12 protein-coding genes and 1 pseudogene are annotated in these 16,155 nt (G+C 63.1%); 4 read left to right on the top strand and 9 right to left on the bottom strand.

Annotated elements, in window-relative coordinates:
* Nucleotides 1-52 precede the first annotated feature (52 nt).
* Nucleotides 53-1,360 carry a serine hydroxymethyltransferase gene (gene glyA, locus ROSMUC_RS06305; protein ID WP_037270759.1) on the bottom strand — a complete coding sequence of 436 codons (1,308 nt, stop codon included), beginning with the start codon at nt 1,358-1,360 and terminating at the stop codon, nt 53-55.
* A 170-nt stretch (nt 1,361-1,530) separates the two neighbouring features.
* Here glyA and ROSMUC_RS06300 point away from each other — a divergent pair, with 170 nt between their 5' ends.
* Nucleotides 1,531-2,292, top strand: coding sequence for an NAD kinase (locus ROSMUC_RS06300; protein ID WP_037270758.1), 762 nt, complete (start codon nt 1,531-1,533; stop codon nt 2,290-2,292).
* Nucleotides 2,293-2,348: 56 nt separating this feature from the next.
* Here the strand turns inward: ROSMUC_RS06300 and ROSMUC_RS06295 are convergent, their stop codons facing one another.
* From ROSMUC_RS06295 to ROSMUC_RS06280, 4 genes are all read right to left on the bottom strand, one after another.
* Complete coding sequence (locus ROSMUC_RS06295; RefSeq protein WP_037270756.1) at nt 2,349-2,891, bottom strand: CIA30 family protein; 543 nt, start codon at nt 2,889-2,891, stop codon at nt 2,349-2,351.
* Nucleotides 2,888-3,562, bottom strand: coding sequence for a Crp/Fnr family transcriptional regulator (locus ROSMUC_RS06290; protein WP_037270754.1), 675 nt, complete (start codon nt 3,560-3,562; stop codon nt 2,888-2,890). Before ROSMUC_RS06290 ends, ROSMUC_RS06295 begins: the two co-directional genes overlap by 4 nt.
* Nucleotides 3,563-3,863: 301 nt before the next feature.
* Complete coding sequence (prpE, locus tag ROSMUC_RS06285; RefSeq protein ID WP_037270752.1) at nt 3,864-5,753, bottom strand: propionate-CoA ligase PrpE; 1,890 nt, start codon at nt 5,751-5,753, stop codon at nt 3,864-3,866.
* A gap of 214 nt (nt 5,754-5,967) precedes the next feature.
* Nucleotides 5,968-8,247, bottom strand: a complete 2,280-nt coding sequence (locus ROSMUC_RS06280; protein WP_037270750.1) for an NADP-dependent malic enzyme — start codon at nt 8,245-8,247, stop codon at nt 5,968-5,970.
* A 203-nt stretch (nt 8,248-8,450) separates the two neighbouring features.
* On the opposite strand from ROSMUC_RS06280, the gene upp reads away from it, so the two are divergent.
* Both upp and ROSMUC_RS06270 read left to right on the top strand, forming a co-directional pair.
* A complete protein-coding gene (gene upp, locus ROSMUC_RS06275; protein ID WP_037270748.1) occupies nt 8,451-9,083 on the top strand; it encodes a uracil phosphoribosyltransferase in 633 nt (210 codons plus the stop codon).
* A 507-nt stretch (nt 9,084-9,590) separates the two neighbouring features.
* Complete coding sequence (locus tag ROSMUC_RS06270; RefSeq protein WP_245875128.1) at nt 9,591-10,541, top strand: SPOR domain-containing protein; 951 nt, start codon at nt 9,591-9,593, stop codon at nt 10,539-10,541.
* A 15-nt stretch (nt 10,542-10,556) separates the two neighbouring features.
* Here ROSMUC_RS06270 and ROSMUC_RS06265 read toward each other — a convergent pair whose 3' ends face one another.
* The 4 genes from ROSMUC_RS06265 to ROSMUC_RS06250 all read right to left on the bottom strand — a co-directional run bounded on the left by ROSMUC_RS06265 (nt 10,557) and on the right by ROSMUC_RS06250 (nt 14,828).
* Nucleotides 10,557-11,555 carry a type I glyceraldehyde-3-phosphate dehydrogenase gene (locus tag ROSMUC_RS06265; RefSeq protein ID WP_037270745.1) on the bottom strand — a complete coding sequence of 333 codons (999 nt, stop codon included), beginning with the start codon at nt 11,553-11,555 and terminating at the stop codon, nt 10,557-10,559.
* Between the two features lie 106 nt (nt 11,556-11,661).
* Complete coding sequence (locus tag ROSMUC_RS06260) at nt 11,662-12,324, bottom strand: Hint domain-containing protein (RefSeq protein ID WP_037270743.1); 663 nt, start codon at nt 12,322-12,324, stop codon at nt 11,662-11,664.
* A 209-nt stretch (nt 12,325-12,533) separates the two neighbouring features.
* Complete coding sequence (locus tag ROSMUC_RS06255; RefSeq protein ID WP_037270740.1) at nt 12,534-13,175, bottom strand: sulfotransferase family 2 domain-containing protein; 642 nt, start codon at nt 13,173-13,175, stop codon at nt 12,534-12,536.
* Between the two features lie 51 nt (nt 13,176-13,226).
* Nucleotides 13,227-14,828, bottom strand: a complete 1,602-nt coding sequence (locus ROSMUC_RS06250; RefSeq protein WP_037270737.1) for a choice-of-anchor L domain-containing protein — start codon at nt 14,826-14,828, stop codon at nt 13,227-13,229.
* A gap of 168 nt (nt 14,829-14,996) precedes the next feature.
* On the opposite strand from ROSMUC_RS06250, the pseudogene htpX reads away from it, so the two are divergent.
* A pseudogene (gene htpX, locus ROSMUC_RS06245) lies at nt 14,997-15,858 on the top strand (zinc metalloprotease HtpX).
* The last annotated feature ends 297 nt before the right edge of the window (nt 15,859-16,155 follow it).

Below are 16,155 nucleotides of genomic sequence, written 5' to 3'. Positions count from 1 at the left end.
AGAAAACCCCGCGCAAGACGATGCTCGCGCGGGGCAATCTCGTGATCCGAAATCAGAGGTTCGGATAGAGCGGGAACCGCTTGCACAGCGCCTCGACCTCGGCCTTGACCTTGGCCTCGACCGCGCCATTGCCCTCGGCCCCATTGGCCGCAAGCCCATCCACCACCTCGATGATCCAATCCGCAATCTGCCGGAATTCCGCTTCGCCAAACCCGCGCGTCGTCCCCGCAGGAGAGCCAAGCCGGATACCGCTGGTCACAGTGGGTTTTTCCGGATCGAACGGCACGCCGTTCTTGTTGCAGGTGATATGCGCCCGGCCCAATGCCTTTTCGGTGTCATTGCCTTTCACGCCCTTGGGGCGCAGGTCGACCAGCAACACATGCGTGTCGGTGCCATGCGTGACCGTGTCCAGACCGCCCTTGATCAACTGGTCGCTCAGCGCCTGCGCGTTGCGGATCACCTGTTGAATATACGACTTGAATTCGGGGCGCAGCGCCTCACCAAAGGCCACCGCTTTGGCCGCGATCACATGCATCAGCGGCCCGCCCTGAATTCCGGGGAAAATCGCCGAGTTGAATTTCTTGGCCAGCCCTTCGTCATTGGTCAGGATCATGCCACCGCGCGGCCCGCGCAGCGTCTTGTGCGTCGTGGTCGTGGCGACATGGGCATGCGGGAAGGGGCTCGGATGCTCTTTCGCGGCCACCAGACCGGCGAAATGTGCCATATCCACAAGCAGATAGGCCCCAACGCTGTCGGCAATCTCACGCATCCGGGCAAAGTTGATCTGGCGCGGAATGGCCGAACCGCCGGCGATGATCAGCTTGGGCTGGTGCTCGGTTGCCAGCGCCTGCACCTGATCGTAATCAATCAGGTTGTCCTGCTTGCGCACCCCGTATTGAATGGCGTTAAACCATTTGCCCGACTGGTTCGGTGCCGCCCCGTGGGTCAGGTGACCGCCCGCATCAAGGCTCATGCCAAGGATCGTATCGCCGGGCTGCAACAGCGCCGTGAACACGCCCTGATTGGCTTGTGATCCGGAATTGGGCTGCACGTTGGCATAGCTGCACCCAAACAGCGCGCACGCCCGCTCAATCGCCAGATTTTCCGCAATATCAACATATTGGCAGCCGCCATAATAGCGCTTGCCGGGATAACCTTCGGCGTATTTGTTGGTCATCACGCTGCCCTGCGCTTCCATCACGGCGGCGGACACGATGTTCTCGGACGCGATCAGCTCGATCTCGTCGCGCTGCCGACCCAGCTCCGAGCGGATCGCGCCAAAGAGGTCAGGATCGCGCGACGCGAGGGATTCGGTGAAAAAACCTTGATCTGCAGCAGGCTGGTGTCCGTCATGGGGCATTTGGGCAACTCCAAAGATTGGTGAATTGGTCATTTTCCTAAAGGAAACTCGTTCGGTTTGAAAGAATGTAAAGCGACGATTTCACCTGTAACTCCGGCATGGCTGGTCTTGGCAGGGGAATTGTGGTTCGATCCGGGCCAGAGCATCGCCTTTTGGAAACAGGACCGCCCATGCACCGCAAGATCGCCTTTGTCGCCAGCGATGCCCCCATCGCCCAGACCGCGCGCGCCACCCTTGCCAGCCGCTTTGGCCATGCGCCCGAGGATCAGGCCGATGTGATCGTGGCACTTGGCGGCGACGGCTTCATGCTGCACACGCTGCACCGCACGCAGGCGCTCGATATTCCCGTCTACGGGATGAATCGCGGCACCGTCGGTTTCCTGATGAACGAATACAGCGAGACTGACCTGATCGACCGCCTCATCGCGGCCGAGGAAGAGGTGATCAATCCCCTCGCCATGCGCGCCGAATCCCTCGACGGCACCCTGCACGAGGCGCTGGCCATCAACGAGGTCTCGCTCCTGCGCGCAGGTCCTCAAGCGGCCAAGCTGCGCATCACCATCGACGGCCGCCTGCGCCTTGAAGAGCTTGTGTGCGACGGCGCGCTCGTTGCCACCCCGGCCGGGTCTACCGCCTATAACTACAGCGCCCATGGCCCGATCCTACCCATCGGCTCGGATGTTCTGGCGCTGACGGCGGTGGCCGCATTCCGCCCCCGGCGCTGGCGCGGCGCGCTCCTGCCCAAGACCGCCGTGGTGCGCTTCGATGTGGTCGATCCCGAAAAACGCCCCGTGATGGCCGACGCCGACAGTCGCTGGGTGGAAAACGTGATCTGGGTCGAAATCCGCTCGGAAAACCGCATCAAGCATCGCATACTGTTCGATCCGGGGCATGGATTAGAAGAGCGTCTGCTACGTGAACAGTTTACATAAATCGACTTTTCACAGCGACTTTAGCGTGAATTAGCCCGTAAATTTTACATTATCTATCAATAAACGCCGATCCACTCGAACGACAGATCGGCCTCATAATCCCGCCCATAGGCCACCGCCGCCAGGCTCTTGATATCGCCCGCCCGTGGCACATCACGCAGCATCGCCCCCGAAGCGCGAAAGGCGGTAAAGGGCACGCGCAGCTCTTGCCACTCTGGCCCGCTCGGAATCGGGGCCTGATAATACTGCCAGGGCAGGACCGTGCCGCGCGTGCGCAAATGGATGAAATAGCCTTCACCATTCCCCTTCACACGCACCACCACGCCTTGCGCGCCCTTGGGTAGCGGCGTCAGCAAATCTCCCCGCACCTGAATGAACCCACCCCGGTTGGCCGTGCTGACGGTTCCAGTCAGGCGCAAATGCCGCGCGCCCTCGGGTCCCGCAATCTCCGCCTGCCCCTCGGACACACCGCCCATCACCTGATCGCTGATATAGCGCCAGGTTTCTAACGCGGGTGGGGTGTAATCGCGCATGTCGCCCTCCTGTGCCACGCCGGGTGCCGCCATCAATCCCAGAACCAGAGCCAGAATCCATTTCATTCCGCCATCTCCGCCGCCCGTGCCAGCGCCCCCGGATCACAGAGCACGATGCCCATGCCCTCGCGCGCGATGACCCCGGCCTGTTCCCAGTCCCTGAATTGCCGGTTCACGCTCTCACGGCTCAGCCCCACCAGATCGCCCAGATCGGATTGCGAAAACCGCTCCGCCAGACGCAGCTTGCCCCCCGGAAGGGCCTCGCCCCATTTCTCAGACAGGTGCAACAGCAGCCGCGCCAGACGCGCCTGACCATCCGCCAGCATATGCGCGGTATACATCCCCGAGGTCTGGCGCAGCCGTTGGCACAGCATGCCGATCACGTCGAGCGCGGCATCGGGTTCCTCGCGCAGGCGTTGCAGGACAAGCGCCCCCTCCAGAACGCGCCCCTGCACTGTCGTTGCCGCCACGGCATCGGCACTCCGGGCGCCACCATCCAGCGCCGCCAGCTCGCCCAGCATATCCCCCGGCCCCAGATGCGTCAGGATCGAGCGTCGCCCATCGACCGAACTGCGGCTGATCTCGACCCGGCCCTTGGTGATCAGCATCATCGTGCTGTCCTGGGCACCCGTGGCATAGATCATCCGGCCCTTGGGATAATCGACCGCACGGCCATGCCGCTCCAGAATTCCGGCCAGCCCCCGCGCCCTCCGCTCCGGTGCGGCCTCAATTGACATGTGCGAGACTCCTCATTTTTCACGCTTCTGTGAGGTGCCTCACAGAATCTGCACGCGCAACCGGCCATACCATAATGGTATCTCGCGTGTAGGGGTGTCCCAAGCCCTTTTCATATCGCAATCCCTTACCCTTTTTGGCGGGATACACCGGTCAAGTGCCACCCGGTCTTCATGACGGGTATTTATCGGCCGGTTACGCTGTCTGGCCTGGCGTTGTGAGTGCGTCGCGCCAGACAGCATTTCTTCCAGCGTCCCTTCTGGGGGATGAGGGTTCCGGCTTCCTCCGGAACCCTCTTTTTTATTACCGTGCCAAACCAAGGCTTTGCAGGGCGATCTTGATCTCGTCCAGAATGGCGGGATCGTCGATCGTCGCCGGCATCTTGTACTCTTGGCTATCGGCGATCTTGACCATGATGGCACGCAGGATCTTGCCCGAGCGTGTCTTGGGCAGACGGTCCACCACCACCGCCAGCTTGAAGGCCGCGACCGGGCCGATTTGGTCGCGCACCAGCTTGACGCATTCCTTGACGATCTCGTCATGCGCCCGGTTGACGCCCTTGGTCAGGCACAGGAATCCGACCGGCGTTTGCCCCTTCAACTCGTCCGCCGCGCCAATCACGGCACATTCGGCCACGTCCGGATGGCTGGCCAGAACCTCTTCCATCGCCCCGGTGCTCAAACGGTGCCCCGCCACGTTGATCACATCATCGGTGCGCGCCATGATCCACAGATAGCCATCGTCGTCCTTCATCCCCGCGTCGCCCGTCTCGTAATAGCCGGGGAAGGTGTTGAGATAGGACTTGCGATAGCGCGCTTCGGCATTCCACAGCGTCGGCAGCGTCCCCGGCGGCAGCGGCAATTTCACCGCAATCGCACCCAGCGTGCCCGGTGCCACCTCATGCCCGCCCTCGTCCAGAATCCGCACGTCATAGCCCGGCATCGCCACCGTGGGCGACCCGATCTTGACCGGCAGCGCCTCCAGCCCGGCAGGGTTGCCCGCAATGGCCCACCCGGTCTCGGTCTGCCACCAATGGTCATAGACCGGCACCTGCATCACGCGCTGTGCCCATTCGATTGTGTCCGGGTCGGCCCGCTCTCCGGCAAGATAGAGCGCGCGCAATTGCGACAGATCGTAATTCTTGATCAACTCGCCCTTGGGATCATCGCGCTTGATCGCCCGCAGCGCTGTCGGCGCGGTAAAGAAACTGCGCACCTTGTGCTCGGACATCACCCGCCAGAAGGTGCCCGCATCGGGCGTGCCCACCGGCTTGCCCTCGAACACAATGGTCGTGTTGCCATGAATGAGCGGCCCGTAACAGATATAGCTGTGCCCCACGACCCAGCCCACATCGGAGGCCGCCCAGAACACCTCGCCCGGGTTCACGTTATAGATGTTTTTCATCGACCAGTTGAGCGCCACCAGATGCCCCGCCGTCGCCCGCACCACGCCTTTGGGCGCGCCGGTGGTGCCTGAGGTATAGAGAATATAGGCCGGATGATCGCCCGATACCGGCACACATTCCGCCGGCTCCACCCCGTATTGGAACGCGTGCCAGTCGAAATCGCGCCCCTCGATCAGCTTGGCCACTTCTTCTTCGCGCTGAAAGATAACGCAAAACTCGGGCTTATGCGCGGCCTGCTCAATGGCCCCGTCAAGAAGCGGCTTGTAATGTACCACTCGTCCCGGCTCGATCCCGCAAGAGGCGGCGATGATGGCCTTGGGCTGACAATCGTCGATCCGCACCGCCAGCTCATGCGCGGCAAAGCCGCCGAAAACGACCGAATGCACCGCCCCCAGCCGCGCGCAGGCCAACATCGCCTCCAGCGCCTCGGGCACCATCGGCATATAAATGATGACGCGGTCGCCCTTTTCCACGCCCTTGGCCCGCAGCGCCCCCGCCAGCCGCGCCACGCGGCTGCGTAATTGCGAATAATTGATCTTTTGCTTGATGCCGGTCACGGGGCTGTCGTGGATGATCGCGGTCTGCGCGCCGCGCCCTGCCGCTACATGCCGGTCCACCGCATTCCAGCAGGTGTTGACCTCGGCATCCTTGTACCACTCATAGAGCGGGGCGGCCCCGTCAAACAGCGCCTTACTGGGCATCTTCACCCAATCAATCGCCTCTGCCGCCTCCATCCAAAAGCCTTCGGGATCTGCAAGCGATCGCTCGTAAACCTCAGTGTATCCCATGGTATCCTCCTCCGATCCGTTGAATATGTGTTACGGATCACCCTGCCTTGGGGCAAGCATCATGCAGGGCCACGGGACAGAAGGCCGCAGAAATTTTGCAGAAATGACCAAAGCCGCTCTGCAAATTTTTGCAAAGCGGCTTTTATTGTTCACGTCACCGGAAATTGCTGGCAACTTTGCAAACCTGCAAAGAATTCCCCTGCAAACCCTGATTCTACCCGTAATGCGCCACCGGTGTTCCCGCGATCGCCGCCATATTGAGCAGGCCCCGCGCCGTGATCGACGGCGTGACGATATGCGCCCGGTTGCCCATCCCCATCAGGATCGGCCCCACTTCCAGACCGCCCGCCTTCATCTTGAGAATGTTGCGCACGCCCGACGCGGCATCGGCATAGGCAAAGACCAGCACATTCGCCGCCCCCTGCATCCGGTTGCCCGGCAACAGCCGCTCGCGCAATTCGGGGTCAAGTGCCGCATCAATCGTCATCTCACCCTCATAGGTGAAATCGCGCGGTGCCTCGTCAAGGAGCGCAATCGCTTGGCGCAATCGCTCTGCCCCTTCATCCGGCTGGTTGCCAAATTGCGACTGCGAACAAAACGCGACCTTGGGCGCAATCCCGAACCGCCGCACATGCCGCGCGGCCCCGATCGCGGTCTCGGCCAGTTGCGCCGGGTTCGGCGTCACCCGCACATGGGTATCGGCGATAAAGAGCGGCCCATCCTCGAGGATCATCATGCTCAGCGCCCCATGCGGGCGGCGGCTCTCGTCCTGCAAGACCTGATTGACGTATTTCATATGCCAGCGGAATTCACCAAAGGTCCCGCAGATTAGGCTATCGGCCTCGTTGCGATGCACCATCACCGCGCCAATCGCTGTGGTATTGGTGCGCATGATGGCACGCGCCAGATCGGGCGTGACCCCTTTACGCGCCATGAGCCCATGATAGGTCTCCCAATAATCGCGGTAACGCGGATCGTCCTGCGGGTTGACGATGTTGAAATCCCGCTCGGGCCGGATCGAGAGGCCCGCCCGCTCGCAGCGGCGTGCAATCACCTCGGGACGCCCGATCAGGATCGGCTGTTCGGTGGTTTCCTCGAGGATCGCTTGCGCTGCACGCAACACCCGCTCATCCTCGCCTTCCGCAAACACAATCCGCCGCGAGGCGGTGGACGCCGCCTGAAACACCGGCCGCATGAGCAGCGCCGACTTGAATTTGCTGGCATCGAGCCCCGCCTTGTAGGCCTCCAGATCCGCCATCGGTCGCGCCGCCACGCCGCTCTCCATTGCCGCCCGCGCCACGGCGGTCGAGACAACACCCGACAGGCGCGGATCGAACGGCTTGGGGATCAGATAGTCCGCGCCGAATGTCATCTGCTCGCCGTGATAGGCCGCCGCCGCCTCGGCGCTGGTCGAGGCGCGCGCCAATTCGGCAATCCCCTGGACACAGGCCACCTGCATTGCGTCATTGATCTCGGTCGCGCCCACATCCAGCGCCCCTCGGAAAATGAACGGGAAACACAGCACGTTATTGACCTGGTTGGGGAAATCCGACCGCCCCGTGGCGATGATCGCATCCGGCACCGCCGCGCGTGCCAGATCGGGCATGATCTCGGGGTCCGGATTGGCCAGCGCAAAGACGACGGGCCGCTTTGCCATCGCCTTGACCATCTCGGGCGTCATGATGTTGGGCCCCGACAGCCCGAGGAACAGGTCCGCCCCGCCGATCACCTCGCCCAGTGTCCGCAGTTCCGTCGCCTGCGCAAAGGCCGCCTTTTCCGGGTTCATATCGACCTCCCGGCCCACATGCACCAGCCCGTGAACATCACAGAGCCAGATATTCTCGCGCTTGACGCCCAGCTTGACCAACATATTAAGGCAGGCAATGCCCGCCGCGCCGCCGCCGGTCGAGACCACCTTGATCTCCTCGAATGTCTTGCCCGCCACGTGCAGCGCATTGGTGGCCGCAGCGCCCACCACAATCGCCGTGCCATGCTGATCATCATGGAAAACCGGGATATTCATCCGCTCGCGGCAAATTCGTTCAACGATAAAACAATCCGGCGCCTTGATGTCTTCCAGGTTGATCGCACCAAATGTCGGCTCCAGCGCGCAGACAATCTCGGCCAGTTTTTCCGGGTCGCTCTCGTTAACCTCGATGTCAAAACAGTCGATATTGGCGAATTTCTTGAAGAGAACCGCCTTGCCTTCCATCACTGGCTTAGAGGCAAGCGCCCCGATATTGCCCAGCCCCAGAACCGCAGAACCATTGGTGACAACCGCCACCAGATTGCCGCGCGTCGTGTATTTCGACGCCGTGGACGGATCGGCCTTGATCTCCAGACAGGCCTCGGCCACGCCCGGACTATAGGCGCGCGACAGGTCGCGGCCATTGGCCATCGGCTTGGTTGCGCGGATCTCCAGCTTTCCGGGCCGGGGCAACGCGTGATAATCGAGCGCCGCCTGACGGGTGGCTTCCTTTTGGCTGTCGGTCATGGTCCTCATCTCCCTGCGGGCAATATAGTTTAATATTAAACTACCGCTACGGCATGCTCATATCACGCCCCCGCGATTTTTCAAGCCCGAGCTTGCACCGTCGCGCCGCGCCACGCAATCCCGATTGCGCGCCCACATCCCGGCGTTGCCCTCGGGCGCTTTTTCTGGAATGACAATCCCCACCGCAGCGCAAGAGGCCCGCCATGTTCCCGAATCTCACCGTCGTCGACCACCCGCTCGTTCAGCACAAGCTGACCCTGATGCGGCAAAAGGAAACCTCCACGGCCGTCTTCCGCCAACTCCTGCGCGAAATCAGCCAGTTGCTCGCCTATGAGATCACACGCGAATTGCCGATGACCACCCGCGCCATCGACACGCCCCTGATGGAAATGGACGCGCCAGTCCTCGCCGGGCGCAAACTCGCGCTCATCTCGATCCTGCGCGCTGGCAACGGCCTGCTCGATGGCATGCTAGAGTTGATCCCCTCTGCGCGCGTGGGCTTTGTTGGCCTCTACCGCGACGAGGCCACGCTTCAGCCGGTGAAATACTACTTCAAGGTGCCGGATCAGCTTGGTGAACGCCTCTCGATTGTTGTCGATCCGATGCTGGCCACCGGCAATTCCTCTGCCGCCGCCGTGACCATGCTGAAAGAGGCAGGCGCCCGCGACATCCGCTTTCTCTGCCTGCTTGCAGCTCCCGAAGGTGTCGAGCGCATGCAAGAGGCGCATCCCGATGTGCCCGTCGTCACCGCCGCCCTAGACAAGCGCTTGAATGACAAAGGTTATATCCTGCCAGGACTAGGGGATGCGGGTGACCGGATGTTCGGCACTAAATAGGCCAATTACTGTTTACTAAACAGCAAAAATAAGGCAACCTGCCTCCAATTGATGTTGGGGGCGTAATGAGACTTTCACCACTTGCCATTCTGGCGTCGACCGTCCTGCTGCTTGGCACGGTCGATCTGTCCGCGCAGACCCTGCGCACTCCTGCAGAACCGGCCGAATTCCCGCCCAGCAGCTATCAGGGTCGGCAATATGTCGATAGCGCCGGTTGCGTGTTCGTGCGCGCCGGCGTTGCCGGAAACGTCACATGGGTTCCACGCATTACGCGGGGCCGCGATCAGCTCTGCGGCTTCCAACCCAGCCTTGCCCCGAGTGCGCAGGCCGCCACGCAGCCCGTGGCACAACCCGCCCCCAAACCTACGCCGCCAGCCCGCACAACGCCTGTCCCCGTAGCACCCCGCGTCGCCACGGCACCCGCGCCCGCCCCTGCCCCGCCGCGCAATCCGGCAACCGGCCCCGGTCGCCACAGCTCAGACACAGCGTCGCACCGCTCCGGTCCAGGTGGCGTCTGGCGCACCTCTCAGCGCCCTGCGCCCCGAGGCCGATCCGCGCCCTGTGGCCCTGCGCCCTGCCGCGACCAAACCGGCCCCTGCCCCCTCTGCCCGCGCCGTGCGCCTGACCCAACCGGATCCCGCACGCAGCGCCTGCGCCAACCTGAGCCCGATCTCCGCCGCCTACACCGTCCAGCACAAGGGCTCTCCGGTGCGCTGCGGCCCGCAAAAATCGGCACATGTGACCTATGGCAAAGGCGGCAGCCGTTCGCTTGCGCCGCGTCCCGGCACCCCGGCCACGCCTGAAACCGTGCCGCCCTTTACCCGCATCGCCCCGGCCCGCGTCTATGCCAGCCAAAAGGCCAGCCTTGCCGGAATCTCTGTCCCTCCCGGCATGCAGCCGGTGTGGGAGGATGACCGCCTCAACCCCTACCGCGCGCACCAGACCTTCGAAGGGCGCGACCAGATGCTGCTGATGTGGACCAATACCGTGCCGCAGCGCCTTATTGACCGGCGCACCGGGGCCGACGTGATCCACCAATATCCCGGCCTGCAACCGCCCTATACCAGCTTCGAGGCGCAGCGCGCCGCCGGTGTCACCGTTGCCACCCAAGGCCGCTATGTCCCGGCCCCGATCACGGCCCGGCAATTGGCGCAGGCCACAACGCAACCCGCGCCGCGCGCCACGGTCTCGACCCGCTCGACGCCCGCCAAGGACGCCCCAAGCGCGCCCAGCCACCGCTATGCGCAGGCCGGTCTCTTTGCTGATCCGGCACAGGCACAGGCCGCAGCCCAGCGCATCGCCGCCTCCGGGCTTCCGGCGCGGCGCGGCAGCGTCACGCGCGACGGGCGCACGCTGACGCTTGTCCTCGCCGGTCCCTTTGCCACGCAATCGCAACTCAACGCCGGGGCCGACCGCCTGCGTGCCATGGGCTTTAGCAACGTCACCCTGCGAAAATGAGCCTAGGGCGGCGGCTTAGCCCCGCCGCCCGATCAGCCGTGCCATATCCAGCATGCGGCAGGAAAATCCCCACTCATTGTCATACCAGCCAAAGACCCGCAGCAACCCGCCGACCGAAACCGAGGTCTGCGGCCCTGCCACGATCAGGCTTTCGGGGCGCGCGCGCAGGTCCGACGACACCAGCGGCGCCTCGGTCCAACCCAGCCAACCATGCCGCGCCGCCGCCTCTTGCATGTGGGCATTGACCCCCTCCGCCGTCACATCGGCGCGCAGTTGCACCACCAGATCAATGCAGGACACGCTCGCCACCGGCACGCGGATGGCCCGCGCCTCGATCCGCCCCTTGAGACCGGGCAGAACCAACCCCGTCTGATGCTGCGCGCTTGTCGTCGTGGGCACCATCGACAATGCTGCGGCGCGGCTGCGTTCGGGCGCATCGCGCGGCTTGTCCACCGTGGGCTGACTGCCGGTATAGCAATGCACCGTCGTCATCTGCCCGCTGACAATGCCATAGGCCTCATCCAATATCCGCGCCAGAGGGGCCAACGCATTGGTGGTGCAGGACGCGTTGGAAATGATCCGGTGATCGCCCAAATCGCCCTCGTTGGCCCCGATCACCACCGTCACATCCGCCTCCGCCGAAGGGCCAGAGACCAGAACCGCTCGCGCACCCGCCTGCAATCCGCGCTCGGCCACGGCGCGTGTGCCCCCCATGCCGGTGCATTCCAGCACAAGATCGACCCCGCTCAGATCCAGCGTACTCAGATCGCGCGCCGCATGAAACGGGATGTCCTGCCCATCCACCACCAGAGCACCGGGCCGCGTCGTGACCACGCCGGGCCACGGACCAAACACGCTGTCGTACTGGAATAGATAGGCGCAAGTCTCGAGCGGTTCGATATCGTTGATGCAGACCAGTTCGAACGCCGCCCCCTCGCGCATCAGAATCCTCAGGATGGTACGGCCAATCCGGCCAAACCCGTTGATGGCAATGCGAATACGGTCCTCAGACATGGTGCCCTCCCGGCAGACAGGTCAACACCGCTGACATTGCTGTGCCGATCCGGGAAACACCAGCCCCGAAACATAATTTGATCAAATCAGGACGCGCTATCCCCGCTCAGGCCCGAACCCAAGGGTCAGAGAGGGCCGCATCGCGCGGGGCCGCTGTCAGACCGTTCATCCGCGCCATGGCCAGAACCAGCCCCCGCGCCTCGGTCAGCGGCAACACATCATAGCGTGGCCCCGCGCGCTCTTGCGCATAGTCCAGCAGGTTGCAAGACGCCGGGCACAGCGCCATCAGGCCGTTCTCCGCGAAAATCACCTGCTCGCTCTCGAAATGCAGCATGACCACCTCGGCCCCCGGATCGGGCATCACCCGCGCAACCCCCGGTGCCGCCTCCAGGGCCACACCGGGCAAGAGCGCAAAGGGATCTCCCCACAGCGTCTCGGCCATATCGCTCTCAACCATCAGCACCTGATGTGGCATCACGCGCAACGGCGCACGATTGCCCAACACCCCGCGTCCGACCTCCAGTGGCCAGAACCGCGACGGACAGGCGCTCTCGCCCGTCCAGACCGGATGCCGCGACACACCGCAGATCGGTTGCACGCCCGCGTCAAAGGTCACGACGCGGTCGCCAGCGCAGAGCGCCTGAACCGGACGCCAGCCATGGCCCGTGGCCACCCGCGTTCCGCTCAAGAGGCCACTTTGCACACCTACCGGCTCCGCTTCTAGCGTCCGCGCCGCCCCGCGTTCACTGATGCCAAACCAACCCAGCATACCTCTGTCGTTCCCTTTCCGTTGCAACCAGTCGTGTTTTGCCAACAGGTCCACACTCCGACGGGTTGACTAAGCCATGGTTAACGTGACCCGTTTTTGCTCGAATTCAGGCAGGATTATGGCACCGTCGCGGCAGGGTGGACAACACCGTCAAAGCCGCACGATTGGCATTTAAAGCCCACGCAATCTCGCGAACTTATCAGCGGCGCTTAGAACCGATAGCCGAATCGTGCGATGTCCTCGGCGGCACAGTCCGCCACGATCTGCACCGCGCGGGCGTCATAATACTCGGCATATGGTCCCCTCTCCGACCGATTGGCCGGGGCCACCTCCAGCGTGAATCCCAGACGCGCCCAGAGCGGTGCTGCATCCTCTTCCAAATGCTCGAGCCGGATAAAGAGCCGACAATATTCGCGCCCGTCCGCCGCCGTCATATAGTGCCGCGCCGGGGTCGCGCGCAGCGCGGCCTGCGTCTCGGGCGCCGCCAGAAAGCCAATGAAATCGCGGTCCTTGGCCAGATGCACCGCCGGGTGATCGAAATCCTGCCCGCGCAGCCAGTGATAATAGCTCACCATCCGGTCCCAAGGGTTGCGCACCAGCGTAAAGGTAAAGGCCGCCGCCACCCGCTCGGCGCTCACCAGCCCGTCGATGTCGCTCAGCGTCGAATGTTTCCACAGCCGCCCGCGCGCTTGCAGGCCCTTCAACCGCGCCCGCCTGCGCCGCGCCTTGGGTGTATCGCCGATCAGAATATCCTCCGCCTGCGCGCGCGCTTCCAGCGCCATCGCCAGCGCGGTGCCGCCGGTCTTGGGAATATGCACAAAGATATAATTGCGTCCGGGCGAGATGATCATGCCCGCATCCTAGCCGCTGCACAGACGCGCGAAAGCCCCTTTCGCTCCGCCTCAGCGCATCGCGTCAACCAACACCTGCGCCTCATGTGAGCGCAGACCAGAGCGCGCGCTCGGCCCATAGCCCGCAGCCCCCGACGCGAAAACCTCGGGGAAAAGCCTGTGCAATTCCGCCTCTGTCTCGGCATCGAAACTGCCCTGCGTCATCGGACCGGGATGATAGCTCTCACTCCATAACCCATTGCCGCGCACGATTTCATGCCGGTCGAATAGCAGATGCACATAGACCACCGGCGCACCGTCACAGCGCCGCGTGATGGAGTGGTCATTGACCAACGCCGCCGCCTTGACCAGCACCTGATGCGTGCCAAACAGCAATTCCGCCTGCGGCGAGGCCACGAGGATACGGTGATTGGCCGACAGTTCCAGTGCCGCGTGCCGCCCCAGCGCATTGGCGGCCAGCGCCACCGGCGCATCCCCGCCCCGCGCCCGCCTCGGGCTCCGCCCGATCCAGCGCAGGGGCTGCGGCCCATGATCCAGCGTCTGCACCAGATCGCCGGGGCGCAGCGCTTCGATCGCAACCGGCCCCTTGGGCGTGTCGATCAGCGTGCCTTCGGTAAAGCAGGGCGCCACCGTGTTCAGCGTGATAAAGCCCACATCGGTATTGCCGAACTCATCGGCCACCGTATAGGACAGCACGTTGGACGTACCCACCGCCTCGGCAGAGGTCACAAGTACAAACCCCGTCGCCGTCATCTGAAGCGTCTCGCCCGTGGCAAGCGTGATCGTATCGCCCACGACCACCGGCTGACCGTTGACCTCGGTTATGGTCAGCGTCCCGCCCACCGCACTCGTATCATTGGCCAGCAGGTCGGTTTCCACCGGCGCAAACCGGGTCACGTCAATCACGTCATCCTCGGCAATCAACGACGTCTGGATCGAGTTCCCGGCGATCAACAGATTGCTGTCCAGCGCCCCATCGCCACCATCGGCGATGCCGATCTTGATGGTGTTCACCTCACCTGCCACCACCGGCGCCTTGAGCGTGAGCGTGACCGTGAACCCGTCCATCTCGGTATTATAGGCGTTCGATAGGGTGGAGTTGTCCATATAGAGATTGGCATTGGACACATCATTGATGTTGTTGATCGTGATATCGCCCGTGCCCACCGTCAACTCGGCCTGCACCCCGTTGACCCAGACGCCCACCGCATCGTTGAACCCGGCGTTCACATACTCCAGATACTCCTCGGAGGAGAACACGATCTGCATCGTCAACGTGCTGCCTTCGGGGATAAACTCCGCCTCAAAAACCGCCGCGTCAAAGGTCTCCTGCCCCGAGATTGCCGTCATGTCCGCATCCCCCGCCAAAGCATGATCGGTCGAGGTTTCGGCAGAGAGGTTCGGATCAGCCAAGAGGTTCAGCAGACCGGGCTCATTGGTGACATCCGTCGCACTGCCCGTGGACAGGATCACGCCCGTATCGGACGGCGTCAGATCCGGCGAAACCGTGTCGCCATCGCTATAGATCCCCGAGGCGCTGGCCGCCCCCGTATAGCTGGCAGAAACGATCGTGATGCCATGGCCAAACATGGCCACGGCCATGTCCATCGCGCTGGCAGAGGTATCAATCGGCAGTTCCGAGGCTGTGGCCATAGCAAGTCTCCGTGCAGCTTTGCAGAGAGACTGGCACCCGAATTCTCAAGAGCCATTTAACGCGCACACGCCAAACGCTTCGAATTTTACGTAACACGGCCTCCCGTCAGAGACTTGCAAGCGCCGTGCCAACCGCCATATTTGGCGCAGAAACATGGGGGAAATCCGATGGGCTATCTGCGCACTGGCATTCTGATGGCGGCGATGACCGCGCTCTTTCTGGGCATCGGCGCGCTCTTGGGGGGCATGGGCGGGGCGATGGTGGCGCTGATCGTGGCACTTGCCATGAACGCCTTTAGCTGGTGGAATTCCGATCGCATGGTCCTGCGCATGCACAACGCCCGCCCTGCCTCGGGTCCAGAGGGCGTAGCACTCACGCAAATGGTGCATGACATGGCGGATGCTGCGCAGATGCCGCGCCCGGCGGTCTATCTCCTCGACAATGATCAGCCCAATGCCTTTGCCACCGGGCGCAACCCCGCCAATGCCGCCGTCGCCGCCACCACCGGCCTCCTGCGCAGCCTCAGCCGAGAGGAAATCGCCGCCGTCATGGCGCATGAGCTGGCCCATATCCGCAACCACGACACCACGATCATGACCGTGACCGCGACCTTTGCGGGGCGCCATCTCGATGCTCGCCAATTTCGCGATGTTCATGGGCGGCAACCGCAACAATGGCATGGGTCTGATCGGCACGCTGGCCTTGATGATCCTCGCCCCCCTCGCGGCGGGCCTCGTGCAAATGGCGATCAGCCGCAGCCGCGAATACGAGGCCGACCGCATCGGCGCCGAGATCTGCGGCAACCCGCTCTGGCTCGCCTCCGCGCTGGAAAGGATTTCAGGGCTGGCCCAGCGCATCGACAACGACACCGCCGAGCGTAACCCCGCCACGGCGCATATGTTCATCATCAACCCGCTGCACGCCCATGCCCATGACCGGCTCTTCTCCACCCACCCCAACCCCGCCAATCGCATCCGCGCCCTGCGCGAGATGGCAGGCGAGCGGAGGGGACGTGGGCCTTGGGCGTGAGGGGCGGACAAGTTTGGTGCTTCCCTGATGGACCCTCCAGTCCACCACGCCCTCCCACATCGACAACCCGACGCGGATAAAGCCTCCTGAAACCAATGCTGCGTCGCATCCAAAGTCGGCTTGGAGCCCATTTTGACCGATGCTGCACATCACACAAAATGCGGCAAAGCGACGAAAGCTGACTTTTCGGTAAGAAGGACGGACCAAGCTGCCATTCATCGACACGGGTGCTACATTCTTTTCTATCCGAGACACAAACAAAGCTGCTAGTGAGAACTCATGCGAGATCGGAACACA

Origin of the sequence: Roseovarius mucosus DSM 17069, from assembly GCF_000768555.3 — a bacterium.
Lineage (GTDB): Bacteria > Pseudomonadota > Alphaproteobacteria > Rhodobacterales > Rhodobacteraceae > Roseovarius > Roseovarius mucosus.
This window is presented reverse-complemented; position numbering and strand designations above follow the sequence as displayed.

Excerpts from the sequence above, each read along its gene's own strand:
- glyA (WP_037270759.1), bottom strand. The coding sequence starts at position 1,360 with ATGCCCCATGACGGACACCAGCCTGCTGCAGATCAAGGTTTTTTCACC.
- ROSMUC_RS06300 (WP_037270758.1), top strand. The coding sequence starts at position 1,531 with ATGCACCGCAAGATCGCCTTTGTCGCCAGCGATGCCCCCATCGCCCAG.
- ROSMUC_RS06295 (WP_037270756.1), bottom strand. The coding sequence starts at position 2,891 with ATGAAATGGATTCTGGCTCTGGTTCTGGGATTGATGGCGGCACCCGGC.
- ROSMUC_RS06290 (WP_037270754.1), bottom strand. The coding sequence starts at position 3,562 with ATGTCAATTGAGGCCGCACCGGAGCGGAGGGCGCGGGGGCTGGCCGGA.
- prpE (WP_037270752.1), bottom strand. The coding sequence starts at position 5,753 with ATGGGATACACTGAGGTTTACGAGCGATCGCTTGCAGATCCCGAAGGC.
- ROSMUC_RS06280 (WP_037270750.1), bottom strand. The coding sequence starts at position 8,247 with ATGACCGACAGCCAAAAGGAAGCCACCCGTCAGGCGGCGCTCGATTAT.
- upp (WP_037270748.1), top strand. The coding sequence starts at position 8,451 with ATGTTCCCGAATCTCACCGTCGTCGACCACCCGCTCGTTCAGCACAAG.
- ROSMUC_RS06265 (WP_037270745.1), bottom strand. The coding sequence starts at position 11,555 with ATGTCTGAGGACCGTATTCGCATTGCCATCAACGGGTTTGGCCGGATT.
- ROSMUC_RS06260 (WP_037270743.1), bottom strand. The coding sequence starts at position 12,324 with ATGCTGGGTTGGTTTGGCATCAGTGAACGCGGGGCGGCGCGGACGCTA.
- ROSMUC_RS06255 (WP_037270740.1), bottom strand. The coding sequence starts at position 13,175 with ATGATCATCTCGCCCGGACGCAATTATATCTTTGTGCATATTCCCAAG.
- ROSMUC_RS06250 (WP_037270737.1), bottom strand. The coding sequence starts at position 14,828 with ATGGCCACAGCCTCGGAACTGCCGATTGATACCTCTGCCAGCGCGATG.